18 protein-coding genes are annotated in these 18,116 nt (G+C 65.1%); 10 read left to right on the plus strand and 8 right to left on the minus strand.

Annotated elements, in window-relative coordinates; all coding sequences use genetic code 11:
* Positions 1-7 precede the first annotated feature (7 nt).
* The 3 genes from PVW46_RS02050 to PVW46_RS02060 are packed head-to-tail and all read left to right on the plus strand — an operon-like array spanning position 8 to position 4,199.
* On the plus strand, positions 8-1,042 hold the full coding sequence (locus tag PVW46_RS02050) for a cysteine synthase A (RefSeq protein WP_069209822.1): 1,035 nt from the start codon (positions 8-10) through the stop codon (positions 1,040-1,042).
* Positions 1,039-3,483: a DUF3772 domain-containing protein gene (locus tag PVW46_RS02055; RefSeq protein ID WP_069209823.1), complete on the plus strand. Its 2,445-nt coding sequence runs from the start codon at positions 1,039-1,041 to the stop codon at positions 3,481-3,483. Before PVW46_RS02050 ends, PVW46_RS02055 begins: the two co-directional genes overlap by 4 nt.
* Positions 3,480-4,199: an alanyl-tRNA editing protein gene (locus tag PVW46_RS02060; RefSeq protein ID WP_043139882.1), complete on the plus strand. Its 720-nt coding sequence runs from the start codon at positions 3,480-3,482 to the stop codon at positions 4,197-4,199. The genes PVW46_RS02055 and PVW46_RS02060 overlap by 4 nt, the downstream gene beginning before the upstream one ends.
* Before the next feature lie 161 nt (positions 4,200-4,360).
* Here the strand turns inward: PVW46_RS02060 and PVW46_RS02065 are convergent, their stop codons facing one another.
* Genes PVW46_RS02065 through PVW46_RS02075 form a run of 3 tightly spaced genes read right to left on the minus strand, consistent with a single transcriptional unit; the run spans position 4,361 to position 6,559 of the window.
* On the minus strand, positions 4,361-4,774 hold the full coding sequence (locus tag PVW46_RS02065; RefSeq protein WP_043139880.1) for a Fur family transcriptional regulator: 414 nt from the start codon (positions 4,772-4,774) through the stop codon (positions 4,361-4,363).
* Positions 4,771-5,697, minus strand: coding sequence for a DMT family transporter (locus tag PVW46_RS02070; RefSeq protein ID WP_069209824.1), 927 nt, complete (start codon positions 5,695-5,697; stop codon positions 4,771-4,773). The genes PVW46_RS02065 and PVW46_RS02070 overlap by 4 nt, the downstream gene beginning before the upstream one ends.
* 7 nt (positions 5,698-5,704) lie before the next feature.
* Positions 5,705-6,559 carry a tellurite resistance TerB family protein gene (locus PVW46_RS02075; protein WP_069209825.1) on the minus strand — a complete coding sequence of 285 codons (855 nt, stop codon included), beginning with the start codon at positions 6,557-6,559 and terminating at the stop codon, positions 5,705-5,707.
* Between the two features lie 120 nt (positions 6,560-6,679).
* Between PVW46_RS02075 and PVW46_RS02080 the strand changes: the two genes are divergently transcribed.
* Positions 6,680-7,615, plus strand: coding sequence for a DMT family transporter (locus PVW46_RS02080; protein WP_052244389.1), 936 nt, complete (start codon positions 6,680-6,682; stop codon positions 7,613-7,615).
* A 51-nt stretch (positions 7,616-7,666) separates the two neighbouring features.
* Here the strand turns inward: PVW46_RS02080 and PVW46_RS02085 are convergent, their stop codons facing one another.
* Positions 7,667-9,085, minus strand: coding sequence for a protein adenylyltransferase SelO (locus PVW46_RS02085; protein WP_069209870.1), 1,419 nt, complete (start codon positions 9,083-9,085; stop codon positions 7,667-7,669).
* A gap of 99 nt (positions 9,086-9,184) precedes the next feature.
* Between PVW46_RS02085 and PVW46_RS02090 the strand changes: the two genes are divergently transcribed.
* Positions 9,185-9,721 carry a CBS domain-containing protein gene (locus PVW46_RS02090; protein ID WP_043139872.1) on the plus strand — a complete coding sequence of 179 codons (537 nt, stop codon included), beginning with the start codon at positions 9,185-9,187 and terminating at the stop codon, positions 9,719-9,721.
* Positions 9,722-9,728: 7 nt separating this feature from the next.
* Here PVW46_RS02090 and PVW46_RS02095 read toward each other — a convergent pair whose 3' ends face one another.
* The 3 genes from PVW46_RS02095 to PVW46_RS02105 all read right to left on the minus strand — a co-directional run bounded on the left by PVW46_RS02095 (position 9,729) and on the right by PVW46_RS02105 (position 12,163).
* Complete coding sequence (locus tag PVW46_RS02095; protein WP_069209869.1) at positions 9,729-10,175, minus strand: GNAT family N-acetyltransferase; 447 nt, start codon at positions 10,173-10,175, stop codon at positions 9,729-9,731.
* Positions 10,172-11,113 (minus strand): nucleoside hydrolase, encoded by a 942-nt coding sequence (locus tag PVW46_RS02100; RefSeq protein WP_069209868.1) that lies wholly within the window; start codon positions 11,111-11,113, stop codon positions 10,172-10,174. The genes PVW46_RS02095 and PVW46_RS02100 overlap by 4 nt, the downstream gene beginning before the upstream one ends.
* A 102-nt stretch (positions 11,114-11,215) precedes the next feature.
* Positions 11,216-12,163 (minus strand): radical SAM protein, encoded by a 948-nt coding sequence (locus PVW46_RS02105; protein WP_069209867.1) that lies wholly within the window; start codon positions 12,161-12,163, stop codon positions 11,216-11,218.
* A 217-nt stretch (positions 12,164-12,380) separates the two neighbouring features.
* Between PVW46_RS02105 and zwf the strand changes: the two genes are divergently transcribed.
* The 4 genes from zwf (at position 12,381) to PVW46_RS02125 (ending at position 16,914) form a co-directional block, all read left to right on the plus strand.
* Positions 12,381-13,835 carry a glucose-6-phosphate dehydrogenase gene (zwf, locus tag PVW46_RS02110; RefSeq protein ID WP_069209866.1) on the plus strand — a complete coding sequence of 485 codons (1,455 nt, stop codon included), beginning with the start codon at positions 12,381-12,383 and terminating at the stop codon, positions 13,833-13,835.
* Between the two features lie 28 nt (positions 13,836-13,863).
* Positions 13,864-14,541, plus strand: a complete 678-nt coding sequence (pgl, locus tag PVW46_RS02115) for a 6-phosphogluconolactonase (protein ID WP_069209865.1) — start codon at positions 13,864-13,866, stop codon at positions 14,539-14,541.
* Between the two features lie 94 nt (positions 14,542-14,635).
* Complete coding sequence (pgi, locus tag PVW46_RS02120; RefSeq protein WP_069209864.1) at positions 14,636-16,219, plus strand: glucose-6-phosphate isomerase; 1,584 nt, start codon at positions 14,636-14,638, stop codon at positions 16,217-16,219.
* A gap of 95 nt (positions 16,220-16,314) precedes the next feature.
* Complete coding sequence (locus PVW46_RS02125; RefSeq protein WP_069209863.1) at positions 16,315-16,914, plus strand: PRC-barrel domain-containing protein; 600 nt, start codon at positions 16,315-16,317, stop codon at positions 16,912-16,914.
* A 61-nt stretch (positions 16,915-16,975) separates the two neighbouring features.
* On the opposite strand, the gene PVW46_RS02130 is transcribed toward PVW46_RS02125, so the two are convergent.
* Positions 16,976-17,401 carry a cupin domain-containing protein gene (locus PVW46_RS02130; RefSeq protein ID WP_069209862.1) on the minus strand — a complete coding sequence of 142 codons (426 nt, stop codon included), beginning with the start codon at positions 17,399-17,401 and terminating at the stop codon, positions 16,976-16,978.
* 83 nt (positions 17,402-17,484) lie between these two features.
* Here PVW46_RS02130 and PVW46_RS02135 point away from each other — a divergent pair, with 83 nt between their 5' ends.
* Positions 17,485-18,108: a holin-associated N-acetylmuramidase gene (locus PVW46_RS02135; RefSeq protein WP_274574372.1), complete on the plus strand. Its 624-nt coding sequence runs from the start codon at positions 17,485-17,487 to the stop codon at positions 18,106-18,108.
* The last annotated feature ends 8 nt before the right edge of the window (positions 18,109-18,116 follow it).

The following is an 18,116-nucleotide window of genomic DNA, read 5'->3' on the forward strand; positions in this document are numbered from 1 at the left end:
ACACGTCATGCGCAAATCGCAGGACCTCGCACAGGCTGTCGGACAGACGCCGCTGATCAGGCTTCGCAAGGCATCGGAGCTTACAGGGTGCGAGATCTGGGGCAAGGCGGAATTCATGAACCCGGGCCAGTCGGTCAAGGATCGCGCGGCGCTCTACATCATCAAGGACGCCATCGCGAAGGGCCAGCTGGCGCCGGGCGGCACCATCGTCGAAGGCACTGCCGGCAACACCGGGATCGGCCTGGCGCTGGTCGGTGCCTCGATGGGGTTCAAGACCGTCATCGTCATGCCCGAGACGCAGAGCCAGGAAAAGAAGGATATGCTGCGTCTTGCGGGGGCCGAGTTGGTGCTGGTGCCGGCTGCGCCCTACAAGAACCCCAACAACTATGTCCGCTATTCGGGCCGGCTGGCCGAGAAACTGGCCGCAAGCGAGCCCAACGGCGCGATCTGGGCCAACCAGTTCGACAACGTCGCCAACCGCCAGGCCCATATCGAGACCACCGGCCCGGAAATCTGGGAACAAACCGGTGGCAAGGTCGATGGCTTCATCTGCGCGGTTGGCTCCGGCGGGACGGCGGCGGGTGTCGGCATGGCGCTGCAGCCAAAGGGCGTGAAATGCGGGATCGTCGATCCGATGGGGTCCGGTATCTACAGTCTCTACAAGGACGGTGAGGCCAAACCCGAGGGTAGCTCGATCTCCGAGGGGATCGGGCAGGGGCGGATCACCGCCAACCTCGAGGGGTTCAAGCCGGACTTCCTGACCCAGGCCAGCGACGAAGAGGCGCTGCCCATCGTGTTCGACCTGCTGGCCGATGAAGGGCTCTGCATGGGCGGATCGACAGGCATCAACGTCGCAGGCGCCATCCACATGGCGCGCGAGATGGGGCCGGGTCACACGATCGTCACCGTGCTCTGTGACTATGGCACCCGCTATCAGTCCAAGCTGTTCAACCCGGACTTCCTGCGTGACAAGGGCTTGCCGACCCCGCCCTGGATGACGCGCGGACCGTCCAGCATTCCCGGTGTATTCGAGGACGCATGACCTCCACTTCCCGTTTCTTTCTGCGGGCGCTGACGGCGCTTGCCTTGTCGCTTTTTCTGTGGACCGCGGCGGCCCTGGCCCAGCAGGCCACGACGCCCGACTATTCCGCTTGGGACACGATCGCCACGCGGGCCGAGGCGATGATCGACGCCGAGCGCGCCTCTGACGACCGGCTGGAGACCCTGCGCACGCAGGTGGCGGACTGGCGTGAACAATTCCTGGCAGCACAGAACGCCAATGCCTCTCGTATCCAGACCCTGCAGGCGCAGATCAATGCGCTTGGTCCGGAGCCGGAAGATGGCACCGAGACCGCGGAGATCTCGGAGCAGCGGGCGGTCTTGAACCAGCAACTGGCCCAACAGCGGGCTCCGGTTCTGAGGGCTGAAGCCGCCTATTCCCGCGCCGATGCGATCATCGGCGGGATCGACCGGATCATTCGGGAACGGCAGGCCGATGCGCTGCTGGAATTCGGGCCGTCACCGTTGAACCCGGTGCATTGGCCGGGCGCCCTTCAGAACGTCCAGACCACCTTTGTCACGCTCTGGCAGGAGATCGTGCAGAACGTCAGCACGCCTGCCAACCGCCGGGCGGCCGTGCGGAACGCGCCCAGCGTGCTGTTGTACCTGGTGATCGGCATAATGCTGATCGCGCGGGGCCAGTACTGGGCGCGCGCCGGTGTCGAGAAACTGCGCGCAGGCACGCGGCGCGGCACGGGTGTTTTCCGGTTCCTGGTCTCTCTTGGCCATATCCTGTTGCCCTACCTGGGGATCGTTGCCCTGCTGCAGGCGGTGGCAGCGACCGGGTTCGCCATCGACGAATGGGACGTGCTGCTGAACAAGCTGCCGCTCTGGGCTGCGATGCTGTTCGGAATCCGCTGGCTGGCGGACCAGGCCTTCAACAAGGACGATGAGGTGGCGGCCCTGCCGCTGCCGGCAGAGGAACGCCCAAAGGCGCGCCGCCTGTCGAACCTGCTGGCTGTGCTCTACGTGATGGAATCCCTGGTCGCCACGCTGATCGAACTGGACGGGTATTCGCCCCAGACGGCGGCCGTGGTGCAATTCCCTGTACTGGTGCTGTCGGCCTTTTTGCTGTTCCGCCTTGGCCGTTTGCGCAACGACGCGGCAATGGTCGGATCCGACGCCGCGCGCGAGGAAGGCGCCGGGGATTTCCGGCTGCGCTTTGCCAAGCTGTTGGGCCGGATCACCCAGATCGTCGGCATCATCGGCCCGATCATGGCTGCCATCGGCTATTTCAAGGTGGGCGAGGCACTGGTCTATCCGACCATCGCGACGCTGGCGCTTGTCGGCCTTGTCATGGTGCTGCAGCGTTTCATCAACAACCTGCACGAGTTGATCCTGGGCCGTCAGCCGGACCATTCCGAGAGCCTGCTTCCGGTGCTGGCAGGGTTTATCCTGTCCTTGGCCGCGCTGCCCCTGCTGGCGTTGATCTGGGGCGCGCGCGTCGCCGACCTGACAGAGATCTGGGCCCGTGCGCAGGAGGGGATTTCCCTGGGAGACACACGCATCTCGCCGACCTCGATCATCGTGGTGGTGCTGGTCTTTGCCGCCGGGTACATGCTGACCCGGCTGATGCAGGGGGCCCTGCGGACGTCGGTCCTGCCCAAGACCAAGATGGACCAGGGCGCACAAAACGCCATCGTGTCCGGCGTGGGCTATGTCGGGGTTTTCCTGGCGGTCATTATCGCGGTCACGGCCGGGGGGCTGGACCTCTCGTCGCTGGCGATCGTTGCGGGTGCGTTGTCTGTCGGTATCGGTTTCGGCCTGCAGAACATCGTGTCGAACTTTGTCTCGGGGATCATCCTGCTGATCGAACGACCCATCGGCGAAGGCGACTGGATCGAGGTCAACGGCACCCACGGGATCGTCAAGGACATCTCTGTCCGCTCGACCCGGCTTGAAACCTTCGACCGCTACGACATGATCATTCCCAACGCCGACCTCGTGTCGGGGACGGTGTCGAACTACACCCGCGGCAATTCGCTGGGACGGATCATCATCGACGTTGGGGTGGCTTACGGCACCGACACGCGCAAGGCCGAGCGCATTCTTCTGAACATTGCGCGCCAGCACGACATGGTTCTGATGAACCCGGCGCCGGCGGTGGATTTCATGGGTTTTGGAGCGGACTCGCTGGATTTCCGTATCCGGGCGATCCTGCTTGACGTGGGACAGGGCCTGGCGGTCAAGACCGAGATGCGTCACCAGATCGTCGAGGAGTTCGCCCGCGAGGGTATCGAGATTCCCTTTGCGCAGCGTGATCTGTGGTTGCGCAATCCGGAGGTGCTGGCCGATGCGGTGGAAAGCCGCTGGAGCGCATCGCAGGAACGCGATGCCCAATCGGGGCAGTCCCGCCCGGTGGCGCGCAAGTCCAATGCCATCATGGGGGATGAGCGCGTCGCAGAGGATGGCGAGGACGGATGAACCAGACCCTGCTCTACCGCGACGATCCCTACCTGCGCGATGCGCCTGCCGAGGTCGTGGCCCTGACCGACGAGGGCGGCATCGTGTTGTCGCAGTCCCTCTTCTATCCGACCGGTGGCGGCCAGCCGGGTGACAGCGGCTGGCTGGAATGGGATGGTCGGACGCTGGAGATCGCGACCGCGGTCAAGGGCGATGGGGGCGCTTGTGTCCTCGTGCCGGCGGAACCGGCACAGCTGCCGGCGGTCGGGACGAAACTGGTCCAGATGCTGGATTGGGAACGGCGACACAAGCACATGCGCATTCACACCGCGCTGCACCTCCTGAGCGTGGTGATCCCCTTGCCTGTGACAGGCGGGCAGATCGGGGCCGGGACAGGGCGTCTTGATTTCAAGATGCCCGAACCGCCACAGGACCGTGATGCGGTGGAAGAGGCCCTGAACCGGCTGGTCGACCGTGACCTGGAAGTGACGGAAGGCTGGATCACCGAGGCGGAACTGGATGCACGTCCGGAACTGGTCAAGACGATGTCCGTTCAGCCGCCACGCGGCGCGGGGCAGATCCGGCTGGTCCGGATCGGCTCTGGCAGCGAGCAGGTGGACCTGCAGCCCTGCGGCGGCACCCATGTCGCGCGCACCGGGGAAATCGGCGCCCTGAAGCTGGGCAAGATCGAGAACAAGGGCAAGCAGAACCGGCGCGTGTCCATCGTGCTGGCGTGATCGGCTGGCGGGGACGGGGCGGTTGAAGCAATGGGCGCTTCCGCGCGCTCTTATCCGCATCTCGCCAGATGACGGTTTTGCCCCGCGTGGGTGAGGGTGGCTCGGTGCAGTGCAGCTTCTGGCCTCACCAGAACTAAGATCGGCAGTCGGAGTGGGCCCTGTCAGCGTTTCTTGAGCGGGACGCCGTAGAGCTCCATGCGGTGGCCCTTGAGCCGGTAGCCCAATTTTTCCGCGATCTTTTCCTGCAGTGCCTCGATCTCGGGATCGACGAATTCGATCACCTCGCCGCTGTTGAGATCGATCAGGTGATCGTGGTGTTCGCGTTCCGCGTCCTCGTAGCGGGCGCGGCCGTCTCCGAAATCGACCCTTTCGAGAATGCCGGCCTCTTCGAAGAGCTTGACGGTGCGATAGACCGTGGCGATCGAGATATTGGGATCGCGTGCAGAGGCACGGGCATAGAGATCCTCGACGTCCGGGTGATCGGTCGCGCGTTCCAGCACCTCGGCGATGGTCCGGCGCTGGTCGGTCATGCGCAGGCCCTTGGCGGTGCAGCGGTCTGAGATGCTATCGGTCATGGGCCCGGAGTCGTTGGTCTGGCGCCCGTTTTAGGCAAAGCGGCGGGCGAGGCCAAGCCTCGAACGCGGCGGGCGCGTGCGACGTAGACGGCCAGGGTGACGATGACCACGGCGCCCCCCAGGATCATCCGGCGCGACGGAGCCTCGCCGGTGCCGAGCCAGACCCAGATCGGGGCGAGCACGGTTTCGAGCAGCAACAGAAGGCTGACATTGGCGGCGGCGGTGTGGCGGGACGCCTGGCTGAGGGCAAAAAAGGACAGCGGCAGGACCAGGATGCTGGCCACGAGGATGGCCCAGAGCGTGCCCTGTGTCATCTGCGCGGGGCCAGTGACGGCCCAGCCTGTCGTCCCGGCGATCAGAGCGCCCAGGCCGATTGCCAGCAGCAGGGGCATGTCCGGATTATGACGCAGGGTGACGAAGTTGAGCGCCAGAGCGAAAGCCACGCCAAGACCGCAGGCGGCGCCCGTCAGTGCGGCTGCAACCAGTGCAGCCGCGCCCTTGTCCGTCACGGCGAGCGTCAGTCCGGCCAGCACCAGTAGAATGGCGATCCAGGTGGCGCGCGAGGTTGTCTCGCCGTGCAGGAGGCGGGCCAGAAGCGCCGCCCAGACCGGCACGCTGGCCACGCCGAGAAGCACCGGCGCCACCGGTGAAACAGCGATGCCGATCGGGAACAGCATCGCGTTCAGCGCGTGGCAGGCAATCACCATGAGCGCGGTCGGCGCGGCAACCCCGGTCAGGTCGGCGCGGTGGGTCCGGCTGGTCAGGGCCCAGGCGGCGAGGAAGATGAGTGCCATGCAGATCCCGCGCCAGCCCAGCATCTGAAAGCCCGACATGCCCGACAGGCGCATCAGCAGCGCGTCGGGTGTCAGGATCAGCGCCCCGGCCAGCGCGAGGCCGAGGCCGAAGGCCGGGGTGCGGGTCATGGATGCTTTAACCGTAGAGCGGTTGCAGGCCCATCTGCATGTGCAGCATGTTCACCACCGCCTCGTCGAGCTGCATGGCCTTTGCGAGTGTGTCGAGGTATTCGGCCTCGGCCTGGGTGTCGACGCGGATCGTCATCAGCGAGGCGGAATAGACCTGCATGCGCTGCGCTTCGGGGACTTCCGAGGCCAAGGCCTCGGGATCGACCGGGGCCTTCAGCTGCGCCTGGATGAAGGCGCGGTCCTCGGGATCGGCATCCTCGCCCAGCGTTTCGAGGATCTTGGCCTGTTCGGCCTTGTCGATGCCGCCGTCGCTCTTGGCGGCCTGGATCATCGCACGCAGCATCAGGGCGGCGGCTGCTTCGGCCTCTGGCGCGGTGGACTGGGCGTTCATGGCGTCCATCAACCCGGCGGCGCCCTTGCCCTGGGCCTGGGCCGCCGACCCCGCGAAGGCCGCAAGCATTCCGGCCATGCCGGAGCCACCTTCGCCCAGTTGCGACAGCAGCCCGCCACTCTTTCCGCTACCGGCCTGGCCCGTGAAGGCGGACAGGTCCATGCCACCGGTCTGCATGTTCTTCATCATGTCGGCCAAGGGATTGGCCCCTGCGCCACCGGCGCCGGGCATGCCGGGAAAGCCGCTTTTCTGCGCCGCTTCCATCATCTCCTGCCAGCCGCCGCCCTGGGGTGCCTGGCCGCCCATCAGTTTGCCCATCTGTGCCTGCAGCGTCGCAGTCGGCGTTTTCGCCGGAACCTGCGCGCCGCCGCCCAGGAGACTGCCAAGCCCCTGGCCGCCGGACAGTCGATCGACCCCGCGTGCGGCGGCGTAACCGATGGCGAGTTTTGCCAGTGTTCCCATCAGACCCATGTGCTTTCTCCTCTCAGCCGATGATCTCCCTTGGAAGACTGTGACAGATGTTTGCCGCCGCGCACAGGGGGAGCGTCGGCAGCGGATTGACCTTGCCGGCGTCCGGGTGTCCAAGAGGGCATGGAACGCAAGCAACAGATGGACCTCGCCGGTGCGGTGGGGATGGTGGTTTTTGCCAATGTCCTGGCTTTCAACCAGGTGGCGATCAAGCTGACCAATGCCGGGATCGGCCCGGTCTTTGCGGCGGGGCTGCGCTCGGCCCTGGCGCTGGCGGTGCTGGGGATCTGGCTGCTGGTCAGCGGTCGGCGGATCACAGGCTTGCGGCGCACGCTGTGGTCGGGGCTGTTTCTGGGTGGTCTGTTCAGTGTCGAGTTCATCCTGTTGTTCACCTCGCTGGACCTGACCAGCGTCTCGCGCGCCTCGATCACCTTTTACGCCATGCCTGTCTGGCTGGCCCTGGTGGCGCATTTCACCCTGCCGGGTGAGCGGCTGTCTTCGCGGCGTCTGCTGGGGCTGGTTCTGGCGATGGCCGGGGTGGGCTGGGCGCTGGCGGATCCGCAGAGCCGGGGGGCGGGGGACATCCGCGGCGACCTGCTGGCGCTGCTGGCCTCATGGGCCTGGGCGGGAATTGCACTGAACGTACGTTTGACTCGCACCTCGGAGCTGAATGCCGAGGGACAGCTGTTCTGGCAGCTTGCGGTCTCGGCGGTGGTGCTCTGCGTGGTGGCGCCGCTCTTTGGACCGCTGTGGCGAGAGACCGACCTGTTGAGCCTTTTCGGGCTGGTTTACGGGACTTTGGTGGCTTCGCTCGGCTTCCTGTTCTGGTTACGGTTGATGGGGATCTATCCGGCGTCGGACATTGCCTCTTTCAGTTTTCTGTCCCCGGTCTTGGCCGTGGTCTTCGGCTGGCTGGTCTTCGACGAGCCGGTGGGGCCGGATTTCCTGGGCGCATTGGCGCTGACGGCCGTGGGGATCGTGCTGATCAACCGGCGCCGCAAGACGCGGGCAGAGGTCCCGCCCGGTCCCGGGCAGGAGACTCTGCGCAAAGAAGGCTAGGCTTGGGCAGAGGCCCCGGGTCAGGCCCGGGGCGGGGTCACGTCCGGTGGGTCATGTCCCGCAAAAGGTCGCACGGACCTTTTCGCCGCTCGACGGCGGGCGGCGCAGGTCGGCATAGCTTTCGTTCAGGTCGAATGGCGCCGAAAGCGCGGCGTTCAGGCGGTGGAATGGCGCATCGTCGCCCGCCACTGCGGCCTCGATCATCTGTTCGACTCGATGGTTGCGGGGGATAAGAACCGGGTTCACCGCGCGCATCAGCGCCTGCGGGGTCTCCTCCTGTTCCAGTCTCGCCTGCCAGCGTGCCTCCCATGCGTCAAAGGCCGCACGGTCGGTGAACTGGTCGCGAGCATCGCCATCCGCCAGGGCGCGGAAGGTATTGGTGAAATCGGCGCTGCCCTCATGCATCAGGGTCAACAGGTCGCCGATCAGCGACAGGTCCTCCTGCGTCGGGGTGGACAGGCCGATCTTGGCCCCGAACCGCTCCAGCCAAAGCGCGCGCAGACGGTCGGGCATGGCGTGCACGGCCTTGGTGAAATCCTCGACGGCCTTGTCGGTGTCGGGCATCAGCGGGACCATGGCCGTGGCCAGCTGCGCCATGTTCCAGACGATGATATCGGCCTGCGCGGCATAGCCGTAGCGGCCGAACCGATCGATCGAGGAAAACACCGTGTCCGGGTCATAGGCATCCATGAAGGCGCAAGGCCCGTAGTCGATAGTTTCGCCCGAGAGCGCACAGTTGTCGGTGTTCATCACCCCGTGGATGAAACCGACGCCCATCCAGTGCGTCACCAGCTGCGCCTGCCGTTCGATCACGCCGTTCAGCAGGTCCAGCGGGTCGCGTGCATCCGGGTAGTGGCGCTCGACCGTGTAGTCATAGAGCGTCTGCAGGCGGTTGTTGTCCTGGCGCGCGGCAAAGACCTGGAAGGTGCCCACCCGGATATGGCTTTGCGCCACGCGGGTCAGGACGGCGCCGGGAAGGGGACGTTCGCGGATGACCTCCTCGCCCGTGCGGATCGCGGCCAGCGCGCGGGTTGTCGGGACGCCAAGCGCGTGCATCGCCTCGGAGACGACGTATTCACGCAGGACCGGTCCCAGCCAGGCCCGGCCATCGCCACGGCGAGAGAAGGGGGTCGGGCCGGAGCCCTTGAGCTGGATGTCCCGGCGGATACCATCGGTGCCGACGACCTCGCCCAGCAGCAGGGCGCGTCCGTCGCCCAGCTGGGGGTTGAACTGCCCGAACTGGTGGCCGGCATAAAGCTGGGCCAGCGGCTCGGCCCCTTCCGGCACGGCGTTGCCGCCGAATTGGGCTGCCAGCGCGGGGTCCTCGGCGCCGGTAATGCCAAGGAGTTCGGCCAGGTCGTGGTTGAAGGCCACGGTTTGCGGCGCCTTGACCGGGGTGGGGCCGAGACGCGCAAAGAAGCCCTCGGGCAGGCGGGCATAGGAATTGTCGAAGGGGATCTGCAAGGTCATGCCCGAGATATAGGGGCCCGATCACGGTTGCGCCAGCAGTCTTGCCCTGGCTGTCCGAGGGCTAGGGTTGTCGGGGACGCAACAAACAGGAGCAAGACGATGCAGACGGACAATGCCTACGCGATGCGTCTGATGGACCGGCCCGAGTTTGCCTCGAAGCCGCAGCCGCTGACGTTTTCGCCGGACACGCTGGTCACGACCGCCGCGCAGGCGATGAACGAACGCAATTTCGGTTCGGTTGTCGTGGTGGATCCGGACAACCGCGTGTTGGGTGTGGCAACGGAACGGGACATCCTTCGCAAGGTCGTGGCCCGGAATGCCGACGCTGCCAGCCTGACGCTGGAGGAGATCATGACCCGCGATCCACGCGTGGCGCGGGAAACCGACGAGGTCATCGACTGGCTGCGCATCATGTCGAACGAGCGCTTCCGCCGCCTGCCGGTGGTGGACGAGCACGAGCGCATCAAGGCGGTCTTCACCCAGGGCGATTTTGTCAGCTACACATGGCCCGACCTGATCTACCAGGCCAAGGAGCTGGCCAAGGCAAGCGTCGGGCGCAACTATCCGATCTGGCTGATCGGCGGGGGCATCATGCTCTACTCGATCCTCATGGTGATCGTCGTGAGCGCGATGTAAGCCGGGCTCAGAGCACCCGGCTCATGAAGATGTAGCGATCACGGGGCTTGAAACGCGCGCGGCCATAGAAGCGCTGCGCGCGTTCGTCTTCGCGGTCAACTTCCAGGTGGAGGGCACGCACGCCCGCCTCGCGCATGGCCTTGGCGATGCCGTCCAGCGCCTCGATCCCCATGCCACGCCCGCGCACGGCGGGGCGGACGTATAGCTCATCAACGATGGCATCCAGCCCACCGAACTCGACCGACCATCCGAAGGTCAGCACGATATAGCCTACCGGTGCGCGGCGCGGGCCGATCAGCCAGGCGGCGCCGTGGGGCGAGCCCTGCAGCAACGGCGAGATGGCGGCGGCGCGATGCTCGTCGTCGGTGCCATAGCCCATTTCGGTATGGAAGGCTGCGACGAGCGGCAGCAGCTTGTCGGCATCCGCTTCGCCAGCGAGGTGGAGGGATTTCATAGCCGCGCCAGCCTTTCGGTCAGCAGGGCGAAAAAGCCGTCTGCATCGACATCGCCCATGAACATGGCGTTGGGTGCGCGGTCGGTGACGCCCCACCAGTCAGCCACCGTCATGCCGCGCGTCAGGTCGGAGCGGGTCTCGATCTCGACGTTGATGAACCGTCCTGAAAAGAGATCGGGTTGCAGCAGGTAGGCGGTGACACAGGGGTCGTGCAGCGGGGCACCGTCCGATCCGTACTTTTCCTTGTCGAAGCGTTCGAAGAAATCGGTCATCTGGGCGACGGCGATGCCGACCGGGGTTTCAAGGGCGCGAAAGGCCTCGTTCCGGGCGGATGTGACCAGCGCCTTGTGCGTCACGTCCAGCGGCATGACGGTGATCGGTGCGCCGCATTTGAACACGATTTCAGCGGCTTCCGGGTCGACGTAGATGTTGAACTCGGCAGCGGGCGTGATGTTGCCCACCTCGAAGTAGGCGCCGCCCATCAGGACGATTTCCTGGATGCGCGTCGCGATGTCGGGCGCGCGTTGCAGGGCCGCGGCGATGTTGGTCAGCGGACCCAGGGGGCAGAGCGTGACAGTCTTTTCCGGCTGGGCGCGCAGGGTGTCGATGATGAAGTCGACGGCATCGCCGTCCTGCAGCGGCATGGTCGGCTCGGGCAGGTCGGGGCCGTCGAGGCCAGTCTTGCCGTGGACATGTTCGGCGGTGACGAGGTCATGCGCAAGGGGCCTGTCGCATCCGGCAAAGACAGGGGTCTCGGGCTTGCCCGCCAACGCGCAGACCATGCGGGCGTTCCGCGCGGTGAGTTCCAACGGCACGTTGCCGGCGACGGCGGTGATTCCCAGGACCTCGAGCTCGGCGGGTGATGCAAGGGCCAGGAGGATGGCCACGGCGTCGTCCTGGCCGGGGTCGGTGTCGATGATGATCTTGCGCGCTGCCATCTGTCTCTCCTGCTCGGTGCCGGAGGAGTGACACGGGGCAGGGGGCGGCGCAAGCTGGATCGGCGGTTCGGCGGGGGCTTGCCGGGACGTCGTGTCCAGCCGCTAGGCGGAACAGCTGGCCCCGCCAAGGACGCAGAACTTGGCGCAATGGGGATGGTTCAGCGAGACGTCGCGTTCTGCCGCCTCAAGGGTTTCGCCCAGGTCGAATTCCGGCTCGTAGGGCAGGAGGGTGCAGGCCACGACAGAGGGGCGTGCGGCGCCCTTGCGCTTGACCACCATGCGCGAGGAGGAACACATCACCTGTGTCGGATGCTTGTCGAGAATGCCCCAGCAGGCGGTGGTGATCTCTGGCACCTCGACGCTGAGATCCATTTCCGGGAAGAGGACGGTCATGCCCGGATCATGTGCGTCGATGTCGAACCCCTCGGTCCGGAACAGGCGGGCGAAGCCATCGCGCGACTGCGCTTCGGTCTCGTCCCACATGGTGCGGCCGGCGACCGCCATGCGGATGCCGGTATCGCGCAGCCAGCGCATCCCTTCGAGTGTTTTCTCGAATGTGCCCGCGCCACGTTCGGCATCGTGTTGGCGCGCCGACCAGTGATCAAGCGAGATGCGCAGCGTGAGCCGGTCGCCATATTCCGCCTGTAGTGCCTGCAGTCCTTCGCGCACGATGGGGCGCATCATCGGCCGCATGGCATTGGTCAGAATCAGGACCTGGTACCCCCGGGCGAGACTGCGGCGAGTCATTTCGATCATCTGGGGATTCATGAAGGGCTCGCCCCCGGTGAATCCGATCTCAGCCACACCCCAGTTTCGCGCCTCAAGCTGGTCGAGATACTCGGTGACTTCGTCCGCGGTGATATAGACCAGCCTGTCGTTATCGGGCGAGCTTTCGATGTAGCAGTTCAGGCATTCGATATTGCAGAGCGTGCCGGTGTTGAACCACAGCGTCTGGGGATCGGACAGGGCCACATGCGCGCGCGGCTCACCCTTGGCGGTGTGGGCCGGGTCCTTGAACTTGTCGATATTGGCGGTGGAAGCGTCTTTCATTTCCAGTCCTTCAATTCGTCACCCAAGGCGTACGCAGTAGGCAAAGCCTGTGCCAGTCACAAGATTCCGCCTGACGCCATTGTGATGCATCAATTGGGTGTTAGACTTTGAAATGAACATGGGGTATTCGAAGCGCGAACAGGATGCGTTAGCGCTAACGGAACATTGCCGAAGGCAAGAGGCGGCCCGCGCCGCCCAACAGGAAAGGCAGGGACTCATGGTTTCACGCGTAATTCCGGTCGACCCTTTCGATCTGGTGATTTTCGGGGCGACGGGCGATCTGGCCCGGCGCAAGATCCTGCCTGGGCTGTTCAGGCGCTTTTGCAGCGGCCAGATGCCCGAGGACGCACGGATCATCGGTGCCGCTCGCAGCGACATGGACACCGAAGGGTTTCGGCGCATGGTGGCCGAGGCCACGCGCGAGTTCGGCGGTGGCCGTCATTGCGAGGATGGCACGCTGGAACAATTCCTCGAACGTATCGACTACGAGGCGGTCGACGCGATGGGGGAAGGTGGCTGGGAGGCGCTGAAGACACATCTGCGGCCGGGGACGGTGCGGGCGTTTTATTTCTCGGTTGGGCCGGCGCTGTTCGGTGCGCTGGCGGAACGGCTGCGGCATTTCGGGCTGGCGGATGACGAAAGCCGCGTGGTGGTCGAGAAACCCTTTGGACATGACCTCGACAGCGCCAAGGCGCTGAACGCGACCCTGCGCCAGCACTTTCACGAGGATCAGATCTATCGGATCGACCATTACCTGGGCAAGGAAACGGTCCAGAACCTGATGGCGGTACGGTTCGGCAACATGCTGTTCGAACCGCTGTGGAACGCGCAATACGTCGATCACATCCAGATCACTGTCGCCGAGACCGTCGACGTGGGCGGGCGTGGTGGCTATTACGACAAGTCCGGTGCCATGCGGGACATGGTGCAGAACCACCTGATGCAGTTGCTGTGCCTGATCGCGATGGAACCGCCCGCGCGGTTCGAGCCGGATTCGGTGCGGGACGAAAAGCTCAAGGTGATCCGGGCGCTGGACCCGGTGGACTATCATCATATCGTGCGCGGCCAATACGACGCGGATGAAGACCAACCCGGTTATCGCGCCCATGTGGAGAACCCGCGGTCGACCACCGAGAGTTTCGTCGCGATGAAATGTCATATCTCGAACTGGCGTTGGGCCGGAACGCCCTTCTACCTGCGCACGGGCAAGAAGCTGCGGGCCCGGGCCAGCGAGATCGCCGTGGTCTTCAAGGATGCACCGCATTCGATCTTTGGCCCCGAGGCAGGCACGCATCGCAACGTGTTGTCGATCCGGTTGCAGCCCAATGAGGGCATGACACTGGGCGTGACCATCAAGGAACCGGGGCCGGGCGGCATGCGGCTGGTGGATGTGCCGCTGGACATGAGCTTTGCCGAGGCACTGGGGCCGGAAGCGGAAGAGGTCCCCGATGCCTACGAGCGGTTGATCATGGACGTGATCCGGGGCAATCAGACCCTGTTCATGCGCGGTGACGAGGTCGAGGCCGCCTGGGCCTGGACCGATCCGATCATCGCCGGATGGCAGAGCCGGGGCGAGGTGCCGAAACCCTATGACCCGGGCTCGGCCGGGCCGGATGATGCGTTGATGCTGATGCATCGCGACGGGCGCCGCTGGCGCGACATCCGCGTATGAGCCTGGCAAGGCAAGGGAGGCCGGGAGCATGAGTTACGAATTCATCGAGTACCAGGACCGGGAGATGCTGGTCATCGATCTGGCCAACCAACTGGCCGGCGATTTGCGGCAGGCCCTGTCCCAACGCGACCGGGTCGGTTTCGCGGTGCCGGGCGGGACCTCGCCCGGGCCGGTCTTCGACGATCTGAACACCGTCGACCTTGACTGGTCGCGTGTCGACGTGCTGCTGACCGATGAACGCTGGGTGCCAGAGGACAACCCGCGGTCGAATACCGGCCTTCTGCGTGAGCGGCTGCTGATCAATCGGGCGCAAGCGGCGCGGTACCTGCCGCTCTATGCCCCGGCGGAACAGCCGGAAGGGGCGCTAGAGGCGCTGCAGGCGCCAATTGCCGAGGAACTGCCTTTAGCGGTGGTTCTTCTGGGCATGGGGGCCGATCTGCACACGGCTTCGATCTTTCCGGGGGCAGACCGGCTGGAAGAAGCCCTGTCCGCCAAGGCGCCCGTCCTGCTGCCGATGCGGGCGCCGGGCGCGCCCGAGCCGCGCATCACGTTGAGCGCCCCGGTGCTGAACGGGGCGCTGTCCAAACACGTCCTGATCTTTGGCGAGGACAAGCGTGCCGCGCTGGAAAGCGCGCGCGGCAAACCGGTCGCAGAGGCGCCGATCAACGCGGTCCTGTCCGAGGCGCGGGTGCACTGGGCGCCGTAAGCTGCGCGCCGGGGTCGCAAATCTGTCATTTTCCGCCTGTTATGGGGTGGGCACATGTTCAAAGGGTCGCATCACGGGCGGCGAGGGGGATGGAATGTTCGAAGAACTGAAAACACTGGCCACAGGCATCGGCGAGCGCCGGATCGAAACGCTGTTCGCGGATGAGGGCCGGGCAGGGGCGTTCTCTTTGTTGGCGGAGGGTATGCTCTTCGACTATTCCAAGACGCAGATCGACGCCGAGGTGCGCACAGGCCTGCTGGCCCTGGCCAAGGCGCGCGGTGTGGCGGCCCGTCGGGACGCGATGTTCGCCGGGGAAAAGATCAACGAGACCGAGGGGCGCGCGGTGCTGCACACAGCGCTGCGCAACCTGGACGGGGCCGAAGTGCGGGTGGATGGCGTGGACGTGATGCCGCCGGTGCTGGAGACGCTGGGCCGGATGGAGTCCCTGGCGCGCGAGGTGCGGGCCTCCGGCATAACCGATGTGGTCAATATCGGCATCGGCGGCTCAGACCTTGGCCCGGTCATGGCGACGCTGGCGCTGGCGCCTTATCACGACGGGCCGCGTACGCATTTCGTGTCGAATGTCGATGGCGCGGACATCGCGGACAAGCTCGCCGTGTGTGACCCGGACACGACGATGTTCATCGTCGCTTCCAAGACCTTCACCACCATCGAGACGATGACCAATGCGCGCACGGCCAAGGCCTGGCTGGCCGATAAGGGCGTCTCGGACGAAGGGCGTTTCATCGCCTTGTCGTCGAACCAGGAAAAGGCAGCGGAATTCGGCATCCCGGCGGACCGCGTGTTCGGCTTCGAGGACTGGGTCGGTGGGCGCTACTCGGTCTGGGGGCCGATCGGTCTGTCGCTGATGCTGGCAGTGGGGCCGGAGGGGTTTCGCGCCTTCCTGACCGGCGGCATGAAGATGGACTGCCATTTCCAGGCGGCGCCGCTGGCCGAGAACCTGCCGGTGCTGCTGGCGCTGGTGGGCATCTGGCACAACCAGGTGCTGGGCCATGCCACGCGCGCGGTGCTGCCCTATGACAACCGATTGCTGCGCCTGCCCGCCTACCTGCAACAGCTGGAAATGGAATCGAATGGCAAGGGCGTCAGCATGGACGGCGCCGATCTGCCCTATCACTCCGGTCCGGTGGTCTGGGGAGAGCCGGGCACGAACGGTCAGCACGCCTTTTACCAACTGATTCACCAGGGCACGCGGGTGATCCCGGCGGAATTTCTTGTCGCGGCAAAAGGCCATGAAGCTGATCTGAAACATCACCACGACCTGCTGGTGGCCAACTGCCTTGCCCAGTCCGAGGCACTGATGCGCGGCCGGTCGCTGAACGAGGCGCGCGGCAAGGTGGCGGACAAGTTCGAAGGCGACGAGTTGGAACGGCAGGCGCGGCACCGGGTGTTCCCGGGCAACCGTCCATCGACCACGTTGATCTATCCGCAGCTCGATCCCGAGACCCTGGGCAAGATCATCGCGCTTTATGAACACCGGGTTTTTGTCGAGGGGGTGATTCTGGGCATCAACTCCTTCGACCAATGGGGGGTGGAGCTGGGCAAGGAGCTTGCGACCGCCCTTGGGCCGATGGTGACGGGGGCTGCGCCGGTCGAGGGAAAGGACGCGTCGACCGCCCAGCTTTTGAAGTTCGTGCATACGCACGGACGCGGCTGAAGTTCCGGCAGGCATAAAAAATATAGTGGGGAACAGGAGCGAAAAGAGGCACGTTCTTCAGGCAGATCGAACGGAAAAAACGGAAGGAGTTCAACATGAAACGATTCATGATGACCGTCGCTGCAACCGCTCTCATCCCCGCTGTCGCTCTGGCGGAAAGCCACGAAACCGGTGATGCGATGGACCCGGCCGCTGACCCGATGCCGATGCCGATGGAGCAGGCCGACACCGCGGATCCGATGGCCGCTGACCCGGACGTCGCCAAATCCGATGATCCGGAGGTGACCGACAAGGACATGGCCGAGAGCGACGATCCGGCCGCACCAAAAGCGGATGCCACGGATACGGCAAGGGCGGACACCGGGCTGACCGCGCCGGTCAAGGCCTCGGTGATCGTCGGTGCGCCGATCTACACCCTGTCCGCCTCGGAAAGCGTCGATTGGGACGTGAACGTGAGCTATGACACCGTGGCCGACGAATGGACGCGCATCGGCTCGATCGACGATTTCATCGTCGACGAGAACGGCGAGATCATGGGCCTCGTGGCCGAGGTCGGCGGTTTCCTGGGGGTGGGTGACAAGTTCGTCATGCTGCCGATGGATGAAACCAAGATGATCATGGTGAGCGAGGCCGATTACGCCGTCGTCACGCCGTTCACCAGCGATCAGCTGTCCGAAATGGAACGGGTGGAGTAACTCGCTGCAAGGGCAAAGCAATTGCGCCCGGGGCCCAGTGCCCCGGGCGTTTTCGTGCGCGTCATCCGGGAATGTCGAACCCCGGCGCGGCGAGTTCGAAACCTTCGAAGCGGAAGCCAGGTGAGACGGTGCAGCCCACAAGGGTCCAGTCGCCAAGGGACTGCGCGGCCTGCCAGTGACCGGCTTCGACGATGCCCTGCGGGCGCTGACCCCGGGCCAGGTCCGGTCCCAGAACCATGTCGTTGCGTGGGCCATTGTCGGTTGCGGACCGCATCAGGCGCAGCGGGCTGCCGGCGTAGTAGTGCCAGATCTCGCCGGCATCGACGCGGTGCCAATGGCTGCGCTCTTCCCCTTTCAGCAGGAAATAGATGGAGGTTCCCGGCGCGCGCTCGCCGCTGCCGGTGTCGGCCTCCCATGTCTGCTTGTAATGCCCGCCTTCGGGGTGTGGTGACAGGCCCAGAAGGGCGATGATCTCGTCAGCGGTCATGCAACGTACGGTCCCGTGAGGATTGGTTAAGAGCTGCGGCGCACCCTCAGGCCATCGAGAGTGAACCGAGCAGGAGAGACTGGATGTCGACTCTGACCCCCCGCGTCCGCAGGATGGCCGAGGAAATCGTTGCCCGCGAGGGCGGATATGTCAACGATCCGGACGATCCGGGCGGTGCCACGAAATATGGTGTCACGATACATACAATGCGCCGTCTTGGGCTGGACCTGGATGGCAACGGGCGCGTCGATGCCGCCGATGTGCGCCAGATCACCCGCGAACAGGCGGTAACGATCTTCCTGACACATTACTTCCTGAAACCGCGCATCGCCGAATTGCCAGAGCCGCTGCACGCCACGGTCTTTGACATGTATGTTAATGCGGGTGGCAACGCGGTGAAGATCCTGCAGCGCCTGCTGAACCAGATGGGCGAACAGGTGTCTGTGGATGGCGCCATCGGCCCGCAGACCATTGCCGCCGCGGCGCGCGCCTATGCAAAGGCGCCACATCACATGGCGGACGCCTACGGGATCGCGCGGCGCAACTATTACTTCCGCATCGCCGACAATCGCCCGGCGTCGCGCAAGTACGCGCGGACCCGCGCCGGCGGCAAAGGTGGCTGGATCAAGCGCGCCGAGGAGTTCATCGCGCCCAAGTACCACATGACGGAGGCCGAGTTTCACGCACGGGTGGCGGCATGGGGCTGATCGGTCAG

The organism is Mameliella sp. AT18 (assembly GCF_028807275.1).
In the GTDB taxonomy this organism is placed as follows: domain Bacteria; phylum Pseudomonadota; class Alphaproteobacteria; order Rhodobacterales; family Rhodobacteraceae; genus Antarctobacter; species Antarctobacter albus.

Excerpts from the sequence above, each read along its gene's own strand:
- PVW46_RS02050 (WP_069209822.1), top strand. The coding sequence starts at position 8 with ATGCGCAAATCGCAGGACCTCGCACAGGCTGTCGGACAGACGCCGCTG.
- PVW46_RS02055 (WP_069209823.1), top strand. The coding sequence starts at position 1,039 with ATGACCTCCACTTCCCGTTTCTTTCTGCGGGCGCTGACGGCGCTTGCC.
- PVW46_RS02060 (WP_043139882.1), top strand. The coding sequence starts at position 3,480 with ATGAACCAGACCCTGCTCTACCGCGACGATCCCTACCTGCGCGATGCG.
- PVW46_RS02065 (WP_043139880.1), bottom strand. The coding sequence starts at position 4,774 with ATGACCGATAGCATCTCAGACCGCTGCACCGCCAAGGGCCTGCGCATG.
- PVW46_RS02070 (WP_069209824.1), bottom strand. The coding sequence starts at position 5,697 with ATGACCCGCACCCCGGCCTTCGGCCTCGGCCTCGCGCTGGCCGGGGCG.
- PVW46_RS02075 (WP_069209825.1), bottom strand. The coding sequence starts at position 6,559 with ATGGGTCTGATGGGAACACTGGCAAAACTCGCCATCGGTTACGCCGCC.
- PVW46_RS02080 (WP_052244389.1), top strand. The coding sequence starts at position 6,680 with ATGGAACGCAAGCAACAGATGGACCTCGCCGGTGCGGTGGGGATGGTG.
- PVW46_RS02085 (WP_069209870.1), bottom strand. The coding sequence starts at position 9,085 with ATGACCTTGCAGATCCCCTTCGACAATTCCTATGCCCGCCTGCCCGAG.
- PVW46_RS02090 (WP_043139872.1), top strand. The coding sequence starts at position 9,185 with ATGCAGACGGACAATGCCTACGCGATGCGTCTGATGGACCGGCCCGAG.
- PVW46_RS02095 (WP_069209869.1), bottom strand. The coding sequence starts at position 10,175 with ATGAAATCCCTCCACCTCGCTGGCGAAGCGGATGCCGACAAGCTGCTG.
- PVW46_RS02100 (WP_069209868.1), bottom strand. The coding sequence starts at position 11,113 with ATGGCAGCGCGCAAGATCATCATCGACACCGACCCCGGCCAGGACGAC.
- PVW46_RS02105 (WP_069209867.1), bottom strand. The coding sequence starts at position 12,163 with ATGAAAGACGCTTCCACCGCCAATATCGACAAGTTCAAGGACCCGGCC.
- zwf (WP_069209866.1), top strand. The coding sequence starts at position 12,381 with ATGGTTTCACGCGTAATTCCGGTCGACCCTTTCGATCTGGTGATTTTC.
- pgl (WP_069209865.1), top strand. The coding sequence starts at position 13,864 with ATGAGTTACGAATTCATCGAGTACCAGGACCGGGAGATGCTGGTCATC.
- pgi (WP_069209864.1), top strand. The coding sequence starts at position 14,636 with ATGTTCGAAGAACTGAAAACACTGGCCACAGGCATCGGCGAGCGCCGG.
- PVW46_RS02125 (WP_069209863.1), top strand. The coding sequence starts at position 16,315 with ATGAAACGATTCATGATGACCGTCGCTGCAACCGCTCTCATCCCCGCT.
- PVW46_RS02130 (WP_069209862.1), bottom strand. The coding sequence starts at position 17,401 with ATGACCGCTGACGAGATCATCGCCCTTCTGGGCCTGTCACCACACCCC.
- PVW46_RS02135 (WP_274574372.1), top strand. The coding sequence starts at position 17,485 with ATGTCGACTCTGACCCCCCGCGTCCGCAGGATGGCCGAGGAAATCGTT.